The 22,380-nt window shown below is 57.4% G+C and carries 26 protein-coding genes; 19 read left to right on the forward strand and 7 right to left on the reverse strand.

Going from position 1 to position 22,380, the window contains the following annotated elements:
* Positions 1-30: 30 nt before the first annotated feature.
* Positions 31-1,200, reverse strand: a complete 1,170-nt coding sequence (gene hemW / locus FEU76_RS14580) for a radical SAM family heme chaperone HemW (protein ID WP_039179088.1) — start codon at positions 1,198-1,200, stop codon at positions 31-33.
* On the reverse strand, positions 1,193-1,801 hold the full coding sequence (rdgB, locus tag FEU76_RS14585; RefSeq protein WP_026001914.1) for an RdgB/HAM1 family non-canonical purine NTP pyrophosphatase: 609 nt from the start codon (positions 1,799-1,801) through the stop codon (positions 1,193-1,195). Before rdgB ends, hemW begins: the two co-directional genes overlap by 8 nt.
* A gap of 281 nt (positions 1,802-2,082) precedes the next feature.
* Here rdgB and FEU76_RS14590 point away from each other — a divergent pair, with 281 nt between their 5' ends.
* The 6 genes from FEU76_RS14590 to FEU76_RS14615 all read left to right on the forward strand — a co-directional run bounded on the left by FEU76_RS14590 (position 2,083) and on the right by FEU76_RS14615 (position 6,199).
* On the forward strand, positions 2,083-2,775 hold the full coding sequence (locus tag FEU76_RS14590) for a LuxR C-terminal-related transcriptional regulator (RefSeq protein ID WP_039179084.1): 693 nt from the start codon (positions 2,083-2,085) through the stop codon (positions 2,773-2,775).
* A 17-nt stretch (positions 2,776-2,792) separates the two neighbouring features.
* Positions 2,793-3,308, forward strand: a complete 516-nt coding sequence (locus FEU76_RS14595) for a CsgE family curli-type amyloid fiber assembly protein (RefSeq protein WP_039179081.1) — start codon at positions 2,793-2,795, stop codon at positions 3,306-3,308.
* A gap of 41 nt (positions 3,309-3,349) precedes the next feature.
* Positions 3,350-3,727, forward strand: a complete 378-nt coding sequence (locus FEU76_RS14600; protein ID WP_373294998.1) for a curli assembly protein CsgF — start codon at positions 3,350-3,352, stop codon at positions 3,725-3,727.
* Between the two features lie 60 nt (positions 3,728-3,787).
* Positions 3,788-4,618, forward strand: a complete 831-nt coding sequence (locus tag FEU76_RS14605; protein ID WP_039179075.1) for a CsgG/HfaB family protein — start codon at positions 3,788-3,790, stop codon at positions 4,616-4,618.
* A gap of 222 nt (positions 4,619-4,840) precedes the next feature.
* Positions 4,841-5,359: a hypothetical protein gene (locus tag FEU76_RS14610; protein WP_144983954.1), complete on the forward strand. Its 519-nt coding sequence runs from the start codon at positions 4,841-4,843 to the stop codon at positions 5,357-5,359.
* A gap of 57 nt (positions 5,360-5,416) precedes the next feature.
* Positions 5,417-6,199, forward strand: coding sequence for a curlin subunit CsgB (locus tag FEU76_RS14615; protein ID WP_144983957.1), 783 nt, complete (start codon positions 5,417-5,419; stop codon positions 6,197-6,199).
* A 50-nt stretch (positions 6,200-6,249) separates the two neighbouring features.
* Here FEU76_RS14615 and FEU76_RS14620 read toward each other — a convergent pair whose 3' ends face one another.
* The 5 genes from FEU76_RS14620 to FEU76_RS14640 all read right to left on the reverse strand — a co-directional run bounded on the left by FEU76_RS14620 (position 6,250) and on the right by FEU76_RS14640 (position 11,100).
* The gene (locus FEU76_RS14620; RefSeq protein ID WP_227407384.1) at positions 6,250-6,519 is read right to left on the reverse strand and encodes a hypothetical protein; all 270 of its coding nucleotides are present in this window, start codon (positions 6,517-6,519) and stop codon (positions 6,250-6,252) included.
* Positions 6,520-6,713: 194 nt separating this feature from the next.
* A complete protein-coding gene (hemL, locus tag FEU76_RS14625; RefSeq protein WP_144983960.1) occupies positions 6,714-7,994 on the reverse strand; it encodes a glutamate-1-semialdehyde 2,1-aminomutase in 1,281 nt (426 codons plus the stop codon).
* Positions 7,995-8,031: 37 nt separating this feature from the next.
* Positions 8,032-8,841: a bifunctional hydroxymethylpyrimidine kinase/phosphomethylpyrimidine kinase gene (gene thiD / locus FEU76_RS14630; RefSeq protein WP_100731119.1), complete on the reverse strand. Its 810-nt coding sequence runs from the start codon at positions 8,839-8,841 to the stop codon at positions 8,032-8,034.
* Complete coding sequence (gene hemJ / locus FEU76_RS14635; protein WP_016915595.1) at positions 8,841-9,272, reverse strand: protoporphyrinogen oxidase HemJ; 432 nt, start codon at positions 9,270-9,272, stop codon at positions 8,841-8,843. Before hemJ ends, thiD begins: the two co-directional genes overlap by 1 nt.
* Positions 9,273-9,294: 22 nt before the next feature.
* Complete coding sequence (locus tag FEU76_RS14640) at positions 9,295-11,100, reverse strand: chloride channel protein (RefSeq protein ID WP_144983963.1); 1,806 nt, start codon at positions 11,098-11,100, stop codon at positions 9,295-9,297.
* Between the two features lie 163 nt (positions 11,101-11,263).
* Here FEU76_RS14640 and argC point away from each other — a divergent pair, with 163 nt between their 5' ends.
* The 13 genes from argC (at position 11,264) to FEU76_RS14705 (ending at position 22,379) form a co-directional block, all read left to right on the forward strand.
* Positions 11,264-12,298, forward strand: coding sequence for an N-acetyl-gamma-glutamyl-phosphate reductase (gene argC / locus FEU76_RS14645; protein WP_039179056.1), 1,035 nt, complete (start codon positions 11,264-11,266; stop codon positions 12,296-12,298).
* Between the two features lie 98 nt (positions 12,299-12,396).
* Positions 12,397-12,750: an iron-sulfur cluster insertion protein ErpA gene (erpA, locus tag FEU76_RS14650; RefSeq protein WP_026001913.1), complete on the forward strand. Its 354-nt coding sequence runs from the start codon at positions 12,397-12,399 to the stop codon at positions 12,748-12,750.
* 149 nt (positions 12,751-12,899) lie between these two features.
* Complete coding sequence (locus FEU76_RS14655) at positions 12,900-13,667, forward strand: transporter substrate-binding domain-containing protein (RefSeq protein WP_052196408.1); 768 nt, start codon at positions 12,900-12,902, stop codon at positions 13,665-13,667.
* A 98-nt stretch (positions 13,668-13,765) separates the two neighbouring features.
* A complete protein-coding gene (locus tag FEU76_RS14660) occupies positions 13,766-14,437 on the forward strand; it encodes an amino acid ABC transporter permease (RefSeq protein ID WP_016915590.1) in 672 nt (223 codons plus the stop codon).
* A 10-nt stretch (positions 14,438-14,447) separates the two neighbouring features.
* Complete coding sequence (locus FEU76_RS14665) at positions 14,448-15,206, forward strand: amino acid ABC transporter ATP-binding protein (protein ID WP_144983966.1); 759 nt, start codon at positions 14,448-14,450, stop codon at positions 15,204-15,206.
* 542 nt (positions 15,207-15,748) lie between these two features.
* Complete coding sequence (gene mnmG, locus FEU76_RS14670) at positions 15,749-17,653, forward strand: tRNA uridine-5-carboxymethylaminomethyl(34) synthesis enzyme MnmG (protein WP_096921746.1); 1,905 nt, start codon at positions 15,749-15,751, stop codon at positions 17,651-17,653.
* Positions 17,650-18,315, forward strand: coding sequence for a 16S rRNA (guanine(527)-N(7))-methyltransferase RsmG (gene rsmG, locus FEU76_RS14675; protein ID WP_096921747.1), 666 nt, complete (start codon positions 17,650-17,652; stop codon positions 18,313-18,315). Before mnmG ends, rsmG begins: the two co-directional genes overlap by 4 nt.
* The gene (locus FEU76_RS14680; RefSeq protein WP_039179044.1) at positions 18,315-19,082 is read left to right on the forward strand and encodes a ParA family protein; all 768 of its coding nucleotides are present in this window, start codon (positions 18,315-18,317) and stop codon (positions 19,080-19,082) included. The genes rsmG and FEU76_RS14680 overlap by 1 nt, the downstream gene beginning before the upstream one ends.
* Positions 19,083-19,148: 66 nt before the next feature.
* Positions 19,149-20,093: a ParB/RepB/Spo0J family partition protein gene (locus FEU76_RS14685; protein ID WP_144983968.1), complete on the forward strand. Its 945-nt coding sequence runs from the start codon at positions 19,149-19,151 to the stop codon at positions 20,091-20,093.
* Positions 20,094-20,295: 202 nt separating this feature from the next.
* A complete protein-coding gene (locus FEU76_RS14690; protein WP_227407380.1) occupies positions 20,296-20,694 on the forward strand; it encodes an ATP synthase subunit I in 399 nt (132 codons plus the stop codon).
* Between the two features lie 15 nt (positions 20,695-20,709).
* Positions 20,710-21,537, forward strand: coding sequence for a F0F1 ATP synthase subunit A (gene atpB, locus FEU76_RS14695; RefSeq protein ID WP_039179035.1), 828 nt, complete (start codon positions 20,710-20,712; stop codon positions 21,535-21,537).
* Between the two features lie 65 nt (positions 21,538-21,602).
* Complete coding sequence (gene atpE, locus FEU76_RS14700) at positions 21,603-21,830, forward strand: F0F1 ATP synthase subunit C (protein ID WP_039179032.1); 228 nt, start codon at positions 21,603-21,605, stop codon at positions 21,828-21,830.
* A gap of 78 nt (positions 21,831-21,908) precedes the next feature.
* The gene (locus FEU76_RS14705) at positions 21,909-22,379 is read left to right on the forward strand and encodes a F0F1 ATP synthase subunit B (RefSeq protein ID WP_039179028.1); all 471 of its coding nucleotides are present in this window, start codon (positions 21,909-21,911) and stop codon (positions 22,377-22,379) included.
* Position 22,380 lies beyond the last annotated feature (1 nt).

A 22,380-nucleotide genomic window follows, 5' to 3' on the forward strand; every position in this document is an offset into this window, starting at 1 on the left:
ACGATTAGGTTTTGCCTTTGTTATCACTGCTCACTCATCACTGATCAGTGCCAGCAGTTCGTTCAAGAATAATAGACCTTGAGGAGAAGCACGCAGCTTTTCGGGCATTTCCACCAAAAGTCCTTTTTCGTGAGCGATTTGTAAACGGTCAAGTAACAGTTCGACAGGCTGGCCCGTATGCGCTTGCCATGTCTTCAGGCTTGCCCCTTCCGTCAATCGCAGTGCATTCATGGCAAATTCCAGCGGCAGCTCATCGGCTTCGATCGGCTGTTTGCCGGCCACGAAACCACGTGGATCGTCGAGACGCCTCAAATAAGACTGAGGCTGGCGGGTTTTCCAGCGGCGTTCGATCTGCCATTGGCCATTCTCGTCGATACACGTCAACTTGCCGTGGGCACCCGCTCCAATGCCCAGATAGTCGCCGAAGCGCCAATAGTTCAGATTGTGCTGGCTTTGTGAGCCGAGGCGCGCATAGGCCGATATTTCATAACGCTGCAGCCCTGCCCGTTCAAGGCGCACATGCCCTGCTTCCTGAATGTCCCACAGCGCTTCCTCTTCCGGTAACGGAGGAGGATGTGAGAAAAAAGCCGTATTGGGTTCCAGGGTCAATTGGTACCAGGAGAGGTGTTCCGGCGCCAATGCCAAGGCCTGGTCGATGTCTTCCATGGCCTGTTCAGGCGTTTGCTGGGGAAGCCCATGCATCAAGTCGATGTTGATATTATCGAAGCCCGCCGACCTGGCCTGCCCCACGGCCGTCAATGCCTCTTGCCCACTATGGATGCGCCCCAGGGCCTCTAGCTGCGCCGGACGAAAACTCTGTACCCCCAGCGACAGCCGGTTGATACCCGCCTCTCGGTAACCTACGAAACGCTGCTGTTCGGTCGTACCTGGATTGGCTTCCAGAGTGATCTCGATGGTCGGTGCAAACGCCAAACGCTGCTGAATACCCTGAAACAGCCGCTGATAGAAGTCCGGCGAGAGCAGGCTAGGCGTCCCGCCGCCAATGAAGATCGTTTGCAGAGGGCGTTCGGCTGCCAGAGGAAGATCGTGCTCCAGATCAGCCAATAGCGCAGCCAGATACGCCTCTTCAGGAAGCCCCTGGGCGCCTGGCTCGTGAGAGTTGAAATCGCAATAAGGGCACTTGCGAACACACCACGGGGTGTGGATGTAAAGCGACAGGGGCGGCAGTGCCTCAGCCATGCGCCACCTTCAGGATATCCACGAGATCGTGCAGCGCACGCCCGCGGTGGCTCAACCGGTTCTTGGACTCTGACGCCAGCTCAGCCACGCTCATGCCTTGATCCGGTAACCAGAACAGAGGATCGTAACCAAACCCACCATCCCCACGGGGATGCGCCAGAATTTCGCCTTCCCAGCTGCGCTGTACGATGACGGGGACAGGGTCTTCGGCATGACGCAAATAGACCAGCACACACCAGTAGCGGCCACTGCGCTGGCCTTCCGCACAGTCGGCAAGCGCCGCCAGCAGTTTCTGATTGTTGCGTTCGTCACTCTTCGGCTCACCGGCATAACGCGCAGAGTAGATACCTGGTGCTCCTTGCAGTGCATCCACCTCCAGCCCCGAATCGTCTGCCAGGGCAGGTAACCCGCTGACTCGGCTGGCTTCACGAGCTTTTAACAGCGCATTCTCAACGAAGGTCAGTCCGGTTTCTTCCACGTCTTGCACGCCAAACTCTGCCTGTGCTCTTACATCGAGCCCAAGCGGGGCAAGTAACTGATTGAACTCTTTAAGTTTTCCTGCGTTTCCACTGGCCAGGACAAGCGTCGTACCCGTCGACATATCGAAACCTCCAAACAGGGAGCCTCAGTTTACGCTGAACAGAAACACAGCTAAAGCACATGGAATGTTTACCCAGCGTATTTTTATGGTTACCGCCCAATCGTTCGAAGATGACTCATTTATAAAATATAAATCAATAACTTGGCTTTTAGATAAAAAAAGAATAACAATATGAAAATTACTTTACTCATTATTTTGATAACATTTCTTTACGAAAAGTATCTTATAGGCAACACTGTTAGGGTCGCCTGCTGATGTTCTCCTTGAATGAGGCTCCCCCAATGTCCCAGCAAAAGACCCCCGGCTTGGTGTACATCGTCACCGAAAAAAGCCCTCAAGCACAGCTATTTGCTGATTACCTGCATGAGCACACGGGCTGCAGTGTGAGCGTTCACTCACCTGCTGCTCAACTGCCTGCCACAATCACCGATCGACTGTTGATCCTCATCGACAGCGACCATATCGGCGTCGATGCACTGCCAGAATGGCAGGACAAACTGTCGGATTCGCTCGCGAAATCACCGCTGGCAGCCTTCAATGTGCGAGATATGGATCACGCCTTGGAAGCACTCTCCTGCGCTCATTTGAAAGGCGTTTTTTACCGGGACGAAAGCCTGGAAGTGATCTGCAAGGGCATCCTCTCATTGCTGGAGGGGGAGTTGTGGATGTCACGCGACTTGATGGCGCGGCTTATCCTTTTTTACCGCAAGTATCAGAGCAACGCCTTTCGCCCGGCTTGTGGCCTGACCAATCGAGAGATGGAAATCATTTCACTGCTGAGCAATGGGTCGTCCAACCAGCAAATCGCCGACAAGCTGTTCGTCAGTGAGCATACGGTGAAGTCACATCTTTACAATATCTTCAGAAAAATCAACGTACACAATCGTATTCAGGCGCTCAACTGGATCCACCAGAACCTGGGCCCCATCCTCCCCAACATGGAGGCCGCGCGAAGCCTGCAACGGCATCGCTAGGCACAGGGGTAAACGCCATGAACCTTCGCCATTTCTTGATCATGACGGTACTGCTGAGCTCAGGATCAGGGCTTTACAGTCACGCCAATGAACCTGCTGACCCCGCCAGCACCTTGCCCGTCAATGAGCAAGCGGAGATAGATGCCATCAATCAGCTGTCGAGCCCAGATGGCCCGGAAGTTCAAGGCCGAGTGAACAGGGGCAGTGAGCTGACCGGCATCATGGTAGATCGAACGATCACCATGGCCGGAAAAACGTTCTATCGCGCCTTCAGTCAGCGGGCGATGGATAACCTGATCATCGGCAACGCCACCCTGACCATTCAAGAGCGCCCAGATGCTCGCTGGGGAAGCCAGATCTGGGTCATGGAAGGCAACCGCATGTATTTCAGAACACAGCTCTCTCCCCGAATCAACGAAGCGGACCGTGTTGCCGGAGAAGCTGTAAATATCGTGGAAGAAGCGCTGCTTCAACAGCAGCTTACCGCCGCCATCACATCCGATAAAGACCTGGGTAGAGAGGAGTTGAACTGATGAACACTCACCGCAAAGCCTGCGCTTTCGCTACGGCTGTCATGTTGGGAGTCGTTACTCTTGAGAGCGTTGCAGGCGAATTGATCTATCGCCCATTGAACCCTTCGTTTGGAGGAGACCCGTTCATGGGCACCTATCTGCTGGGCAAAGCCCAGTCACAGGATACCAACGTCGATCCCAACGCACGCGGTATCGAGCCGATCTCTTCCACCGAGCGACTCATCCAAAGCCTGGAGAGTCGGCTGATCTCTCAGCTGATCACGGATGTCGGGGCGGGAAACATTGGAGAGGGCTCCTTCGATAGCGGTGAGTTTAGCGTCGTCGTCCGCGATGAAGGGGGGCAGCTGATCGTGAGAGTGGTGGATAAAGTCACTGGCGACGTGACCAACATCAGCGTCGGTGGGCTATTCAACCCTTAGCAGCGTTTCGGCACACACAACACATAACACCATCACTTACAGTGTCGTCAGGGGATCAACATGAAAATCATCGCGTCCATGCTCCTTGTCAGCCTCTTGAGTGGCTGCGCAGGAATGGTGGCCAACTCCGAAAACCTGGAAGGAGCACAGGCCACACTTACCCCCAGAGGAGCCACGTACCAGGACCTGGTATCGCTACCGCCACCCGCAGGCAAGATTTTTGTTTCTGTGTATGACTTTCGTGATCAGACCGGGCAGTACCGTCCCGCACCTGCCAGCACCTTTTCAACGGCGGTGACGCAGGGGGCTGCCGCCATGCTGACCGGCGCTTTGGCTGATTCGGGATGGTTCATACCGCTGGAGCGGGTAGGGTTACAAAACCTGTTGACGGAGCGACGTATCATCCGCGCAGAGTTCGAGCGTTTTGGCCAACCCGATAATTTGCCTTCTCTCAGAGCAGCTTCCGTCATGCTGGAAGGCGGCATCATTGCCTATGAATCCAACATCCGTACGGGGGGTGCCGGGGCTGAATACTTCGGTATTGGTGCGTCGGGGCAGTATCAAGTAGACCAGGTCACCGTGAATTTGCGCGCCGTGGAGATCTCGACGGGTGAAATCCTGGCCAACGTGACCACGACCAAAACCATTTATTCCAAAGAGTTGCGTGCCGGTGTTTACCGTTTCATCGATTTCAGGCGTCTTCTGGAAGCCGAAGCAGGTATCACCACGAACGAGCCCGTTCAGTTGGCCGTCATGTCAGCCATTGAATCTGCGGTCATTCACCTGATCGCACGTGGCGTCGAAAACAATCTATGGAACTTGCCCAACGGCACGACGCTGCAAAATACCGTACTAGCAGACTATCTGAATGCGCCAATACCTGCTTTGTAATCAATGACGGCGTTAGTTCATAAAAAGACGCGGCCCTATCTTTGGATAGGGCCGCGTCTTTTTATGCCATCACAGCATTAGGAAACTCATACTTTTTTGGTAGTAAATTATGAGAAAAACCCTCTCGTAACTATTCAAACTGCTTATGGCGTCAACCCAATAATCGATCAAACTCAACACATGAAATACAAAACGATACAAAAAGTTTCAGAGGGATGAAAAATGAAACCTTCCGCAGCATCTCACACCAGTAACAAGACGCGACTCCTGAAGATCGCCGCTTCAAGCCTGGTGGCAGCGATGGTATCGATTTCAGCCTCGGCCAACGCCGCTGACCAACGTATCGAACAGTATTTCAATTCGGTAGACACTGCCAGGCAAGGCAACTACAGCATCATCGAGCAAGTCGGCAATAACAATCAGGCAATGGTTTCACAGTCTTACTCAGCGAGTTACCAGAGAGGCAACTTTTCTCGAATCACTCAGCTGGGCAGCAGAAACATTGCCGTCATGGAGCAACGTGGGGGAAATAACTTCGGGGTGGTATTCCAACAAGGCAACCATCACAAAGCACATCTCACCCAAGCTGGAAACCAACAATCGCTTGAAGCCTATATCAATCAAGTGGGTCATCAAAGCGATATCCAAGTTTCACAATCGGGGAGTGGCTACCGCAGCATCGGCGTAGAGCAACAAGCCTACTCCAGCACCCTGCGCCCAGTCACCGTCGAAACTTACTGAGTTGCTGCCGCTATCTCAGTAACCAACGAAGCAAGCCATCATAAAGGGGATGTAACCATGAAAACTCAAATCACTACTATCGCTGCTGCCATCGCACTGACCATGAGCGCTGCCGCCATGGCACAAACGGCTCCCAGCTGGCAGTTCAACGGCTCCCGCGCAGCGGTCGATAGCATGGCTGGTTCACTGTATGCCGGCAGTGCCGTAGGCAGCGACTCCCAGATCGAGCAAAACGGTGACTTGAACCGTACCTCGGTCACCCAGTGGGGCACCCAGGATTCTCGCATCAAGCAGGAAGGTAGCTTCAACCGTGCTAACGTCACTCAAGACGAAATCGTCGGCACTGCCAGCACCGCGCCTGGTAACAACTACTCCACGATTACCCAGTCCGGCCAGTTGAACACTGCCTACGTTACCCAGGAAGGCGTCACCAACGACTCCATCGTCGTACAGAGTGGCAAAGGCAACCTGGCCAACGTGGACCAGCAAGGTCAGCTCAACGACTCTTGGGTACAGCAGGAAGGTTGGGCTAACGAGTCCAACGTGGTGCAAGATGGCGATTTTAACGATAGCTACGTGAAAGCATCCGGCAACTTCAACCGCACTTACACTACCCAAACCGGTGATGAGCTGGACAGCGATATCATCCTCAATGGCAGCTTCAACTACGCAGCCGTCACTCAAACCGGCTACGGTCATGACTCTTTCATCAGCACCAATGGAAGTCTTAACACCCACTTCGTCAACCAAAGTGGTGCCTTTAACGGAGCAGGCCAGCACTTCTCGCAAATCGTGACCAACGGCAATGGCAACTACAACGTGGTCAGCCAAGGCCACTAAGCAATACCGAATGCTCGCTACCGCCCCTTCGGGGGCGGTTTTTTTATGCCTTAACGCACCATCAGCGTCAGCGTGCCACCTTTGCCCTGAGTCGAAGAGCGGGAACGGTTGCTGCCCTTGACGATATCGACTTCCAGCCGCTCGTCATCGCTCAACAGCTTGACGGTGCCTTCCAACGTATCGCCTTCGAAGGTGAATTCTGCTGGAACCGTACCACGGGTTTCCGGATGCTCGACGGTTTCGCCGTCATGGGTAATGCGCCACTCGGCGGAGAACTCTGCGCCAGGGGAGCCGCTCATGGTGATGTGGATCTGGGTCATATCCTGCTCCTGTGCGGCCAACCCTGCCAAGGGCGAGCCAAGGGTGAGAACGGCGGTGAATAGCGCGCCGTAAAAGCGTGAAGCGTGATAAACCGGCCGTCGTATCATGGTGAGCTACCTCGGTAACCACAAGGGCCGCTCATGTTGAGCGGCCCTTGTAGTGTAGCAGTCGACATACCCTCCGTTACTGAATATTACATGACGGCAAAGGCTTTTTCGGCGGCATCCAGCGTGAGCTGGATATCTTCTGGGGTATGGGCGCTGGACATGAAGCCCGCTTCGTAGGCAGACGGTGCAAGATAGACGCCATGGTCTAGCATCGCACCAAAGAAGCGGCGGAAAGCATCCGGGTTGCACGCCGTGGCCTGAGCGAAATTATCGACCCGAGATTGCGAGGTGAAGAAAACGCCGAACATTCCCCCCGCCGACTGGGTCAACATGGGTACCCGCGCGGCGTTGGCACGCTCCTGCAGGCCGTTGCACAGGGTTTGCACACGCTGGGTAAGAGCATCATGGAAACCCGGCACCTGCAGCTTGGTCAGCAGCGCGACGCCTGCGGCCATGGCCAGCGGGTTACCCGACAAGGTGCCTGCCTGATACACCGGGCCAAGCGGCGAGATGTTCTGCATGATGTCACGCTTGCCGCCGAACGCCCCGACCGGCATGCCCCCGCCCACAATCTTGCCCAGGCAGGTGAGGTCAGGCGTGATGCCGTAATAGGCCTGGGCCCCGCCCAGGGCCACACGGAAGCCAGTCATCACCTCGTCGAAAATCAGCAGGCTACCGTACTGGTCGCACACACGGCGCAGGGTTTCCAGGAAACCAGGCTGGGGTGGGATACAGTTCATGTTGCCCGCCACGGGCTCGACGATGATGCAGGCAATCTGCTCGCCGATCTCGGCAAAGCACGCTTCTACACCTTCCGGGTCATTATAAGAGAGCGTGATGGTGTGCTCGGCAAGCGCAGCAGGCACACCGGGCGAGCTGGGCTCACCGTGGGTCAGCGCGCCAGAGCCCGCCTTGACCAGCAACGAATCAGAGTGGCCATGGTAGTTGCCTTCGAACTTGACGATCTTGTCTCTTCCCGTGGTGCCCCGCGCCAGCCGGATGGCCGACATGGTCGCCTCGGTACCGGAACTGGTCATGCGGACCATCTCCATGGACGGAATCATCTCACAGATCAGGTCCGCCATGGTGGTCTCTACTGCCGTAGGCGTGCCAAAGGAGAGCCCACTATCCAGTCGCGCTCGCACGGCGGCGAGCACGTCCTGGTCGGCATGACCGGTAATCATCGGCCCCCAGGAACCGATATAGTCGATGTAACGATTGCCCTCGACGTCGAACAGGTAGGCCCCCTGGGCGCGCTCCATGAACACCGGGGGACGATGCAAGCCTTTGAAGGCGCGCACCGGCGAGTTCACGCCACCGGGAATATGGCGACTGGCCAGATCAAATAATTCTGCAGATGTGGTCATGGCATCCTCTATAGCAATAGCTGACGGACAATAAAAATCAAAAGCGTGCAGGGCGTGATAAACGTTGAGGCAAACACTGCCCGCTGGGCGGCTGATAGCCGTGTGACAAACTCTCCCAGGTAAAGTGCTGTGCCTGTTCGCAAGCCGTAGGTAAGCGCTCACCTACCGCCAAACGAGCGGCCAGGGCGGAAGCCAGCGTACATCCGGACCCGTGAAATACTTCCGGCAGCCTGGGCCACTGCCACTGGCGAGTGGTATCGGGCGAATGCAGTGTGTTGACCACCTGCTGCCCGCTGCCGGGCAGAGGCTCATCCGTGGCGGTGACCAGTACCGCCTGGCACCCGCGCGATAACAACGAAACAGCGCGGGCCGTATCATCGAACGGTGCGTCGATCTCAGGCGTGAGCGCGATCAGTTCATGACGGTTGGGCGTCAGGATATCCACAAGGGGAAGCAGACGGTCACTATAAAGCTTCTGCAAACGGGGTGTGGATAACTCAGTGCCGCCGCCCGCTTTCAAGACGGGGTCTGCCACCACCGGTACACCCGGAAAACGCCGCACGATCTGCTCGGCCGCACGCAAGGTTGCTTCGTCCGCCAGCAAGCCTAGCTTGATGGCGGCAATCTGCATGTCGACCAGCGCTTCTGCCATTTGCCGCATGGCAGCTGCATCGGCTGGCAATACCGTGGTGACATTATGGCAGTTCTGCACGGTCAGGGCGGTGGGAATGGTCACTGCCCAGCCACCACACGCGGCGATGGCTTCGCTATCGGCAACCAGTCCAGCGCCGCCGGTAGGATCATGGCCTGCCAATACCAGTACAACGGGAGGAAGTGGTTGGCGCATCAAAAGGGTTTCACTACCGCCAGAAGAATGATGGCGATCAGGGCCACGACAGGGGCCTCATTGAACCAGCGGAAGAACACGTGGCTCTTGGTGCAGCGATCCTGGGCCAACTGCTTCAAATAGATCAGACATACGTGGTGATAGGCCACCAGCAATACTACCAGCGTCAGCTTCACGTGCATCCAGCCCTGAGTGAACCAGGCAGGTACCAGGTAAAGCAGCCAGCCGCCAAACAGCAGCACGACGATCATGGAGGGCGTCATGATGCCGCGATAAAGCTTGCGCTCCATGGTCTTGAAGTAGTCGATGGCCTGGACATCCCCCTTGTCGCGCGCCATCGCGTGGTACACGTATAGCCGTGGCAGATAGAACAGTGCAGCAAACCAGGTCACAACGGCCATCAGGTGAATGGCCTTTATCCACTCGTACATGGTCTCTCCTTAATAGGTGCGCTCATTGCGAAACAGTGGGGTCACGGGGGTCAGAATGACGTGTATCGGTATAGTGGTAATAGCGCTCGATGGCGCCGCGAGTAATGATACCTGAAATTCGCTGCTGCTTTGGTCGGTAGCCATGAATCACGTAGAGCGCATCCAGCGTATTGTCCTGCAGCTTGAGGAAGGCTTCCGACAGGGTGGACTGCAAACCGATGGGGGCCATTTCCAGCCGCTGCCCGGGAATTTCCAGCAGGTCGATCAACTCCTCCTCTTGCGCGGCTCCCTCTTTCAAGGCTTCGTCATGCTCCAGCAACCAGCGGGCCAGCTCTGCCGCTTTCAAGCCCAATACCGGCTTGTCGTCGCTGGATCGTTCGATCACCAGCCAGGTAGGGTTGGTCTCCAGCCGCTGGCGGGCCTGCTCGAGGGTGATCATGCGCTCGGTACGCACCAGAGAGCGCTCCATGACCGCAGGCACCGACACTCTGGAAAGCGCCTGCATCAACGGCTGCTGCAAGGGGTGCATGCCATACCGCACCGAACTGACGAAAAACCCTTCACAGCCCGTCAACTGTCGCGAGGTCAGGCAAGCCACCACCACCGCCAGCATGCCAGGCAACATCATGTGGGGAGTGTGGGTCAACTCCAGCAGTGCCATCAAGGCCGCCAGCGGAGCCTGCAGCACGGCGCCCATCATGGCGGCCATCCCCAGCATGGCATAAATCCCGGGATCTGCCGCCTTGTCGGGCCATAGCCAGCCACCCAGCATGCCTGCCAGTGCGCCGGTGGCTGCACCCGACACCAGCACGGGGCCGATGATACCGATCGGCACCCCGCCCGCCACGGTCAGGGCCGTGATCAGCAGTTTGCCGATCATCAGCGCCAGCAATACGCTAACGGTCAGTTGGTTATTCAGCGCCGCGGCCAGGCTATCGTAGCCAATGCCCTGTATTTCAGGAAACCACCACGCCAGTGCTCCCGTGGCCACTCCAACGCTGCCCAGCCTCAGCCATAACGGCAGCCCTTCCAGGAAGGCATGGCGTGCCAGATGAATGAATACGCCAGCCATCAGGCCAATCACCAGCCCCGTCACCACTATCCAGGGCAAGTTCATCAGCGAGCCAAGCGCTACTTCAGGGATGCGGAAGGCTGGCTCGTTGCCGTACGCCAGCTGAGCCACCAGCGCACCCATGGTGGAAGCCAGGATCACCGGCATGAAGCTCATCAGGGTGTACTCCATCATGACCACTTCCATGGCAAAGATGACCCCCGCGATGGGCGTATTGAAAGAGGCAGAAATACCCGCCGCCGTTCCACAGGCCACCAGCACACGCAGGCTGTTGTGCGGCAGCCGCAGCCGCATCCCCAGGCCACTGGAAGCCGCCGCCCCCAGATGAATCGCCGGTCCTTCACGGCCAGCAGAGAGACCGCCCAACACCGATACCACCCCGACCCACCACTGGTTGAGCCAGTTACGCAGTGGAAAACGCCCCTGATGGTAGGTCAGGCGCTCGATGACATGGCCGACGCCCAGCTTGCGTGCGGTGGCCTTCTGACGATACAGCAGCACACCGATGACGCTCACGGCCAGCAGGGGCAGCAGCACTCTGACCCACGGGGGCAGCGCTTCGAAGCCTTCCGGGTTACCGTCCGGCATGTACAGCGCGGCTCCCGCCTCCAGCAGCAGCCTGAATGCCACCATGACGGCCCCGGTCATGACACCGGACACCAGGCCCAGCACACACAGTTGCGGCAAGGCATCCACATTGGCCAGCTGGCGACGAAAACCCTCTAAGGTGAAATCTGACCGCGAAAAACCTGCCACAACGCTCGTCCTTGGTTGGGTAGAGTGGGTCTACGACACGCAGTGCTCTTATGCGCCTGCTCTCTTGTGTATCATAGCTGGAGACACATCAACAGCCTCGCAAAACTTGCTAGGCTGCTAATTACCGCTGCCAGGACTGTGCAGAAGGCGCAAGGAGTGATCTGTGATAAACGTTGGCATTGTAGGCGGCACTGGCTACACCGGTGTTGAACTTCTGAGGCTGCTGGCCCAGCACCCCGAGGTAAATGTTCAAGCGATAACGTCGCGCTCGGAAGCAGGCGTCAAGGTCTGCGACATGTACCCCAACCTGCGAGGCCACTACGATACCCTGACCTTCAGTGAGCCCGATGCCAAGGCCCTGGGGGCCATGGACGCCGTCTTTTTTGCCACCCCTCATGGCGTGGCCCATGCGCTGGCAGGCGAGCTATTGGCCAACGGAACCCGCATCATCGACCTGTCGGCCGACTTTCGCCTGCGCGATGCCGACGAGTGGAGCCGCTGGTACGACCAGCCCCACGGCGCCCCTGAACTGTTGAAAGAGGCGGTCTACGGCCTGCCGGAAATGCATCGTGAAAAGATCAAGACCGCGCGTCTGATCGCGGTACCCGGCTGCTACCCCACCGCCGTTCAGCTGGGTTACCTGCCGCTGCTGGAAGCGGGCCTGATCGACCCGAATCAGCTGATTGCCGACTGCAAGTCCGGGGTCACCGGCGCTGGGCGGGGTGCCAAGGTCGCCTCGCTGCTGGCCGAAGCCAGCGAGTCCATGAAAGCCTACGGTGCAGGCGGCCATCGCCATCTGCCGGAAATTCGTCAGGGCCTGGGCGACATGCAGCCAGACACCGTGGGATTGACCTTCGTCCCCCACCTGACTCCCATGATCCGCGGTATCCACGCCACGCTCTACAGCACCCTCAGCACCGAGCCAGGCGACTTGCAGGCACTGTTCGAAAAACGCTTTGCCGATGAGCCGTTCGTGGACGTCATGCCCGCCGGCAGCCACCCGGAAACCCGCAGCGTAAAAGGCAACAATACCTGCCGCATCGCCGTGCATCGTCCGGGCAACGGCAATACGGTGGTGGTACTTTCCGTCATCGACAACCTGGTCAAGGGTGCCTCCGGCCAGGCCATCCAGAACCTGAACTTGATGTTTGGCTTCGATGAGCAGATGGGCCTCAAAGCCCCCGCTCTGATGCCTTGAGCCGCAGTAATTCCCGGCAATAGTTGACCATTTTGCTGGGAATTACCCATAATCCCCCCATGCCGTCTATTCGTTCCTAAAGCTCGCGGGAGGTACCCATGAGCGGTGCAGAAGCTTTTGTTCCAACCCCTTTAATGCTGTCCGACAGTGCACGCCAGCGCATCAAGGCACTCATGGCCGAAGAGCACAATCCAGCCCTCAAGCTGCGTGTCTATGTCACCGGTGGTGGCTGTTCCGGCTTTCAGTATGGTTTTGACTTTGCCGACAACGTGGCAGAGGACGACACCCTGATCGAATTCGGAGATGCCACGCTGGTGGTAGACCCCCTCTCCTACCAATACCTGGTCGGCTCTACCGTGGACTACGAAGAGGGCCTGGCAGGGGCGCGTTTTCGCGTGCAAAACCCCAATGCCACCACCACCTGCGGCTGTGGTGCCTCGTTCATGGTATGACCAGCGTTGGTCGCAACGACTTCCCCATGACTTGACGCCTTGGCGGTTTCTCGCCAAGGTAAAAAGGTCAATAACGGTTCATCGACCGGTTTATAAGAAGAAACACGCTATAAACGGTGACGGAAACCACATAAAACTCGGGGAAACTAATGAAACACTTTTTTACCACCTCCGCTATCGCCACTGCCGTTGCACTGGGCTTGGGCAGTACCACTGCGTTTGCTGACACACCCACGGTCAATGTGGTGACTGACCCAAGCTTTGTGCCCTTCGAGATGCTCGACCCCGAAACCGGTGAAATGATCGGCTTCGACATGGACATCATCAACGAAATCGCCGAACGGGCTGGCTTCGAAGTCAATCTCACCACCATGGAGTTCGCGGGCATCATTCCGGCCGTCCAGACCGGCAGCCAGGAAATTGCCATTGCCGGTGTGACCATCACCGAAGAGCGTGCGCAGATCGTCGACTTCTCTGACCCCTACTACGACTCGGGCCTGCAGATCATCGTGCGTGCCGACAACGATGACGTAGAGTCCATCGAAGACCTGGCCGGGCTCTCCATCGCCACGCGCATCGGCTCCACCAGCTACGACTTCCTGCAAGAACAGCTGGGCGACGACGCCGATATCACTCCCTATCCAGGCAATAGCGACATGTACATGGCCCTGCTGGGGCGTAACGTCGATGCGGCGTTCTACGATGCCCCCAACGTTGCCTACTTCTCGCAAACACGCGGTGAAGGTCGCACCAAGGTCGTCGGCCCCCTGTACGAAGGCCAGCAGTACGGCATCGTTTTCCACAAGGGTAGCCAGTGGGTAGAACCCGCCAATGAAGCACTCGCGGCCATGCGTGAAGACGGCACCTACGACGAGATTTACCAGAAATGGTTTGGTGAGTCCTCCGACGAAGAGTAAGCACTGTCTGAGGTAAGTGCATTATCTCGCGTTTACAGGGCCGGGCGGCCTAGCCCCCGGCCCTGAATCATTGTGTGGTGCTGTTCTGGAGACGTCACGTGGAAGTCACTTTTCAATTCGACTGGGCGGCCGCTTTCCGCTCGATTCCCTACTTGTTACCCGGTATTCCGTGGACACTGCTGATCTCGTTCGGCGGCCTGGCCATTGGCTTTTTCATCGGCATCTTCTTTGGCCTGCTGCGCATCAGCCGCACGCGCTGGCTACGCTGGCCAGCCATCCTGTATGTCGAAGTCTTTCGCGGTACGCCCATCCTGGTGCAGGTGCTGTTCATTTTCTACGGCCTGCCCCAACTGCTGGGTGGCCCCATCAATGCGCTGGTGGCCGGCATTGCCGCCATTGCCGTCAATTCAGGGGCCTATATCTCCGAAATCGTACGTGGAGGCGTGCAGTCGATCGAACGCGGGCAACGCGAAGCATCGCTGTCGCTGGGGCTCTCCCGAGCGCAGTCGTTTCGTTACGTCATCTGGCCTCAAGCCTTCCGCCGCATGATCCCCCCGCTGGGCAACCAGGGCATCATCAGCATCAAGGACACCTCGCTGTTTTCCGTCATTGGCGTGGGTGAGCTGGTGCGCCAAGGGCAGATCTACATTGCCACCACCTTTACGGCGCTGGAAGTCTATTTCATGGTCGCCCTGATGTACCTGGCCATTACCTGGACCCTCTCTATCATCCTGCGCCAGTTGGAACGGCGCGGCGTCGTTGGCCAATAAGGAGCGCACAATGACTTCGACCTCATCGCCCATTGTGCAAATGCAGAAGCTCAACAAGCACTTTGGCAGCCTGCATGTGCTCAAGAACATCGACCTGGAAATCGTCCCCGGAGAAGTCGTCGTCGTGATCGGCGCCAGCGGGTCCGGTAAATCCACGCTGATCCGCTGCATCAACGGGCTGGAAGAGTTTCAGTCCGGCAGCCTCGATGTCGATGGCAATACGCTGCTGCCGGATGGCAAAAGCAGCAAGGCCCTGCAAACCATCCGCACCGAAGTCGGCATGGTGTTCCAGCAGTTCAACCTCTTCCCTCATCTGAGCGTCATCGACAACATTACCCTGGCCCCCATGAAAGTGCGTGGCTGGAGCCGTTCGGATGCCGAAGAGACGGCTCAGCGGCTGTTGGAACGCGTCGGCATTGCCGATCAGGCACAGAAGTACCCCAGCCAGCTCTCTGGAGGGCAGCAGCAGCGGGTTGCACTGGCGCGTGCGCTGGCCATGGAACCCCGGCTCATGCTCTTCGACGAGCCCACCTCGGCGCTAGACCCGGAGATGATCGGTGAAGTGCTGGACGCCATGCGTGAGCTGGCCAAGGAAGGCATGACCATGGTTATCGTGACCCATGAAATGGGCTTTGCACGGGAAGTAGCCGACCGCGTCATCTTCATTCACAAAGGGGAAATCACCGAGCAAGGGCCACCGGAACAGCTGTTCGACGCACCTCGGCACGAACGCACCCAGTCCTTCTTGGCGCGCGTATTGAAACACTAGCAGCCCATCAGGGCACCTCAGAGACCGGCCTGTCCTTGCGACAGGCCTTTTTTTTGCCTGTGGATAATATTTTTTCCTCGGCGGTCACTATCTGGCTAACACCCGCGCCATGGGCATCTTTCAACGCATATGATGGTCACCAGATCACTTGTTCACAGGTGCGGTAACAAGCGCGGTAGCCAGCGGTGGATAAGCCGTCGTTAACCTGGCCTGTGGGTAAGTAAGCTTTTCATCCACAGCTCCGTCACCGCTTCTACGCAGGCACTCCGCCGGTTCGCCACTACTTGGTCAACAATACAAAATAATGATTCATATAGAAAAAAACCATTTATCAACAGATTTTGTCCACACCATTAGTAACTACATTTACAGAACTTCTCTTATATATTTTTATTTTGTTATTAATTTATAAAACCACTGATAGCAGGGGTGTGGAAAAACCTGACGGTTACCCACAGGAGGTTTATACTGGCGGGCTTATTCCAACAGCGGTGATCCGCTGACCACATCATCCGTGCCTTGGGCACAAGACGAGGTGTCTCTTGAACTACCCCGACCGCTTTGACGTGATTGTCATCGGCGGTGGCCATGCGGGAACCGAAGCCGCATTGGCCTCTGCTCGCATGGGCTGTCAAACCCTATTGCTGACCCACAACATCGAGACGCTGGGCCAAATGTCCTGCAATCCCGCCATTGGTGGGATCGGCAAGAGCCATCTGGTCAAGGAGATCGATGCGTTGGGTGGTGCCATGGGGCTAGCCACGGATTTGGGCGGCATCCAGTTTCGAGTACTCAACGCACGTAAGGGGCCTGCCGTACGCGCGACCCGCGCCCAGGCAGACAGGATCCGCTACAAGGCCGCCATTCGTGGCATGCTGGAAAACCAGCCGAACCTGACGATTTTTCAGCAGGCGGCTGGCGACCTCATTGTGGATAACGACACCGTACGCGGTGTAGTGACCGAGACAGGCATTCGTTTTCATGCCGAGTCGGTAGTGCTGAGCACGGGCACGTTCCTTGGCGGGGTTATCCACATCGGGTTGGATCAAAGCCGTGGTGGCCGCGCAGGCGACCCGCCTTCCAATGCGCTGGCTGAGCGACTGCGGGCACTGCCTTTTCACGTCGACAGGTTGAAGACCGGTACCCCTCCGCGTATCGATGCCAAATCCGTCGACTTTTCACAGCTGGAAGAGCAGCCAGGCGACACGCCCACGCCGATCATGTCCTACCTGGGGCATCGGGGCATGCATCCTCAGCAGGTGAGCTGCCATATTGCGCACACCAACGAGCGCACCCACGAGATCATCCTGAACAACCTCGATCGTTCCCCCATGTACTCTGGGGTAATCGAAGGCATCGGCCCCCGCTACTGCCCGTCGATCGAAGACAAGGTGCATCGCTTCGCCGACAAATCGAGCCATCAGGTGTTCATCGAACCGGAAGGCCTGGATACCCACGAGCTCTACCCCAACGGGATCTCCACCTCACTGCCCTTCGATGTGCAGCTGCAGGTCGTGCGCTCCATCAAAGGGTTGGAAAACGCCCATATCACGCGCCCGGGTTATGCCATCGAGTATGACTTCTTCGACCCGCGGGATTTGAAGCACTCGCTGGAAACCAAATTTATCCACAACCTGTTTTTTGCCGGACAGATCAACGGCACCACTGGCTACGAAGAAGCGGGTGCTCAAGGGTTGCTGGCGGGGCTCAACGCGGCACGGCGAGCCAAGCAGCTGGAGGCGTGGTACCCACGTCGTGACGAGGCGTATCTAGGCGTTCTGGTGGATGACCTGATCACCATGGGCACCAAGGAACCCTATCGCATGTTCACGTCGCGCGCCGAGTATCGGCTGCTGCTGCGTGAAGACAATGCCGACCTCCGCCTGACCGAGCAGGGCCGCCAGTTGGGGTTGGTCGATGACACCCGCTGGGCGGCTTTCAGCCAGAAACGTGATGCCATCGAGCGTGAAGCCACGCGCTTGTCCAGCGCCTGGGTACATCCCGACAGCCCGGCTGCCGCCAGTATCGCCGAGAAAACCGGCAAGCCGCTGTCGCGGGAGTACTGCCTGAGCGATTTGCTGAAGCGCCCTGAACTGACCTACGCCGATATTGCCGACCTGCCGGGCATGGAAAGCGGCGGCGTGGAGGATGAAGCTGTCGCCGAACAGGTGCAGATTCAGGCCAAGTATCAGGGGTACATCGATCGTCAGCAGGACGAAATCGACAAGCTCAAGCGCCACGAAGCCACTGCGCTCCCCGCTGAGCTGGATTATCACAACGTGGAGGGGCTCTCCCACGAGATTCGCCAGAAGCTCAGCGCCGCGCGGCCGGAAACCCTTGCCCAGGCTGCCCGTATCTCGGGAGTGACGCCTGCTGCCGTTTCGATACTGCTGATTCACCTGAAAAAGCGCCGCCTGATCAGCCATACCGAGGTTGCCAACGGATGAGTTTCTTGCCGCCGCTGATTGAAAGCCTGCCCGGTAGCGTAGCCCCCAGACTGGAGCAAGGGCTGGCCCAACTGGATATCGCCATTACGCCCACCCAGCGTGAGCAGCTGCTGGGGCTGCTGGCGCTATTGCACAAGTGGAACCGGGCTTATAACCTCACCGCCGTACGCGACGTCGATGAAATGGTGTCTCGCCACGTGCTGGACAGCGCGGCGGTGGCGCCCTTCATACGGGGGCCCCGACTTCTGGACGTAGGCGCCGGGCCAGGCTTGCCTGGGCTGGTGCTGGCGATTTTGAAGCCCGAGCTTCAGGTGACGCTGCTGGACAGCAACGGCAAGAAGGTTCGCTTCCAACGGCAGGCCGTCATGGAGCTGGCGCTGAGCAACGTGACGCCCACTCAGGCAAGAGTCGAACAGTTTGCGGGCCAGCACTTCGATCAGGTGATCTCGCGGGCCTTCGCCAGCCTGGTGGACTTCGTGACCTTGACGCGCCCGCTACCGACCGCCGACGGCCAGTGGCTGGCCATGAAGGGCCCCGGTGCCGATGACGAGCTGCGCGACCTGCCAGCAGGTGTTGAACTGAAGGCTCGGCACCTGTTGAATGTACCCTTCGAGACGGCCGAGCGGCAGCTGTTGATCCTGACCCCAAAAGGAGTTGAGTAGTGAGCCAGATCATTGCCCTGACCAACCAAAAAGGCGGCGTGGGCAAGACCACTTCAGCCGTCAATCTGGCCGCCAGCCTGGCCGCCCTGGACCGGCGCGTACTGTTGGTCGACCTCGACCCCCAGGGGCATGCCAGCATGGGCAGTGGGATCGACAAGTACGATCTGGAAAAGAGCGTGCTGGACGTGCTGCTGGGGGAAACCTCGGCCAGCGACGCTATCGTGCGCGGTTTGTCGGTTCGTTACGATGTCTTGCCGGGCAATGGCGATTTGACGGCGGCGGAAGTCGAGCTACTGGACGCCGAGCAGCGGCAGAGTCGCCTTTCTCAGGCGTTGGCCAGCGTGGCCGACGAATACGATGTGGTGCTGATCGACTGCCCGCCGTCGCTGAACATGCTCACGGTGAATGCGCTTACTGCAGCCCATGGCGTACTGATCCCGCTGCAGTGTGAATTTTACGCTCTGGAAGGACTCTCGGCGCTGCTGGATACCGTGGAACAGATCAAGCAGAGCGTGAATCCCGAGCTTGCCGTCTCCGGTATCCTGCGCACCATGTACGACAAGCGCACCAGCCTCACGCGGGAAGTGGACAAGCAGCTACGCGACTTTTTCGGCGATGCGCTGCTGAAAACCACCATTCCGCGCAACGTGAAAGTGGCAGAAGCGCCAAGCCATGGCCTGCCCGTGACCCAGTACGCCCGTTTTTCGCGGGGCAGCCAGGCCTACCGCGTGCTGGCCAAAGAGATGATTCGACGGTTGTCACTGTAACGCCTGTCGTTACGGCGGCTGTCGCTGTAAGGTTCGAAGTACGTAACGTTCAACGAGGGAAAGCGAATGACGCGTAAACGCGCGCTAGGACGTGGCCTGGATGCCCTGATTGGTGCGGGCGCCCGTCGTCGTGACAGTTTGGACCTGACCAGTAGCGCCTCACAAGGCACAGAGGCCCTTCTGCCGGAAGGTGCTTCCGCGGAGGCAGCGCAGGACGATGCCCATGCCGAACGCCTGGAGCGGCTGCCGCTGGGGCAACTGACGCGGGGCAAGTACCAGCCTCGCCGCGACATTCAGCCCGAGGCACTGGAGGAGCTTGCCGACTCCATTCGCGCCCAGGGGGTCATGCAGCCGATCGTCGTTCGCCCGATTGGCCCGGATCGCTATGAAATCATTGCCGGTGAACGGCGCTGGCGCGCTGCCCAACTGGCCGAGCTGGATGTCATTCCGGCGGTCATTCGCCATGTCAGCGACGACGTGGCACTGGCGCTGGCACTGATCGAGAACATTCAGCGTGAAAATCTCAATGCCATTGAAGAAGCGCTGGCATTGAAACGTCTGGCTGAAGAGTTCGAGCTTACCCAGCAGCAGGTGGCCGATGCCGTGGGCAAATCCCGCACGCAGGTGGCCAACCTGCTGCGTTTGCTGGCCCTGGACTCGGAAGTACAGACCCTGCTGGAGCGTGGCGATCTGGACATGGGGCATGCCCGTGCCCTGCTGTCGCTGAACAGCGCCCAGCAACGCCAGGTGGCCCATGAAGTGGTCAACCAGGACCTGACGGTGAGAGACACCGAGGCGCTGGTAAAAAAAGTGCACGACACCCAGCAGGCGCCGGCGGCATCGGCCAAAAAAGTGGCCAAGACCGCCGATGTGGCGCGTCTCGAAACGCACCTTGGCGAACTTTTGGGCGCGCCTGTCTCCATCGATCACGGTCAGAAGGGCAAAGGCAAAGTCACCATACGTTATACAAGTCTTGAAGAGCTGGATGGCATTCTTGCGCACATAAAGTAGCAGGCTAATGAAATATGTGGCCTTTTTTTAACCCTTTGGTCGCAAGTAAACGCCAAAACGTACGAAATCCGTGCAACTTCGGTTGAAGGTGTGATAGCGCTTCCCTATAATCCGCCGTGTTTGTCGAAAGCTTGCTTGGACGAACGGGCGTACTCGGTATCCCATTGAGCAGCAGCCCAGCCTGCACGGAGTCGTGGTCAAAGTGAAAAGTGCAGCGCCTGCCCGTCGGCGTCTATTGGATTTTCGGCGGCTGTTTCTTGCTCAACTGGTGGCGTTCTTGCTGGTGACCATGTTGGCAAGCGTCATGGTCGGCATCGAGGCAGCAGTATCTGCCCTGTCGGGGGGGCTGATCAGCCTTCTACCGACCATCTATTTTGTGTGGCGTGGGCAGCGTCAGCGAAATAATCGACAACCACAGCGTAATGTGCTCAGTCTTTATCAGGCTGCAGCGGGCAAGTTTGGTTTGACGGTGGCGTTATTCGCCATAGTGCTGACAACAGCGCCCCCTTCAAACCCAGCTTTTTTCTTTGTCGCCTATGTGGTGGCCCAACTGATGCACTGGCTAGCCCCCTGGCTCGTGCGTGAGCGGTCAACCCTTTAAACTTGAGGAAGCAGTATGGCAGCGGATAATGAAGTATCGGCCATCTATTACATACAGCACCACCTCCAGAACCTGACGTTCGGAAAACATCCGGAAAACGGCTGGTCGCTTGCATCCACTTCTGCTGAAGCGGCAGAGATGGGTTTCTGGGCAATTCATTTGGATACGATGGGTTGGTCCATCGGTATGGGTGCCCTGTTTCTTTGGTTATTCCATAAAGCTGGGAAAATGGCGACTACCGGTGTCCCTGGCGGTCTCCAGAACGCTGTAGAGATGGTTTTCGAGTTCATCGAAAACCTGACACGTTCAACTTTTCACGGCCAAAACAAGCATATAGGGCCTATCGCACTGACGCTGTTCATGTGGATTTTGCTCATGAACAGCTTGAAAATCATACCGGTCGACTATTTCCCTGTACTGTTCAACAAGCTTGGTCTTGAGTACATGAAGATCGTTCCTACAACCGATGTGAATGCCACCCTGGGCATGGCGTTCGGTGTGTTTCTGATGATCATCTACTACAGCGTCAAGGTGAAAGGAGCTGGAGGGTTTGCCAAGGAGCTTTCTCTGACCCCCTTCAACCATTGGTCGTTGATCCCTTTCAATCTGGTTCTTGAAACCGTTGGCTTGATCGTCAAGCCTATCAGCCTTGGGCTGCGTCTTTTCGGAAACATGTTTGCCGGTGAAGTTATCTTTATCCTGATTGCCCTGCTACCTTTCTGGGCAATCTGGCTGCTAGATGTCCCATGGGCCATTTTCCATATACTGGTGGTTTCGCTGCAGGCCTTCATCTTTACGACACTGTCTATCGTCTATCTGAGCGCCGCGCACGAGCATCACTAAATCCGAGCAACGCTTTGCATTAAACCCTAAACCCTTGTAATCAACGCACTATCAGGAGCTTCATCATGGAAATCGTCTACATTGCTGCTGCCATCATCATCAGTGTTAGCGCTCTGGCAACTGGCCTAGGCTTCGCCATGCTGGGTGGTAAACTGCTTGAATCCACCGCTCGTCAGCCCGAGCTGGGTGATCAGCTGCAGACTAAAACCTTCATCATGGCTGGCCTGCTGGACGCCGTTCCCATGATCGGTGTTGGTATCGCGATGTACCTGATCTTCGTTGTTGCCGGTTAATGATGTGTTAGCCGAGCGGAATGACCGCTCGGCTTAGTATCACTCCGGTCGCCACGAACTTGTCAGAGGTACATTCCTGTGAATATCAACATGACGCTTATCGGGCAAACGATCGCCTTCGCGATCTTTGTCTGGTTTTGCATAAAGTATGTGTGGCCTCCGATCAGCAGCGCGCTTCATGAGCGTCAAAAGAAAATTGCTGATGGCTTGGACGCAGCCAGCCGTGCGACGCGTGATCTTGAGCTCGCTCAAGAGCGTGCCGAGCAGACGCTGCGCGAGAGCAAGGAGCAGGCATCTCAAATTCTCGAGCAAGCCAACAAGCGTTCCAATCAAATGATTGAAGAAGCACGTGAACAAGCACGTGCTGAAGGCGAACGTCTTGTCGCTAATGCACGGTCTGAAATTGAGCAAGAAGTTCATCGTGCGAAAGAAGAGCTGCGTGCGCAGGTTTCCCGCCTTGCGATCGTAGGCGCCGAGCGAGTTCTTGAAGCCTCTGTTGATGAGAAAGCGCACCGCGACTTGCTTGATAAGCTTGCCGCTGAACTGTAAG

It is taken from the genome of Halomonas sp. C22 (assembly GCF_007655045.1).
Taxonomy (GTDB): Bacteria; Pseudomonadota; Gammaproteobacteria; order Pseudomonadales; family Halomonadaceae; genus Vreelandella; species Vreelandella hamiltonii.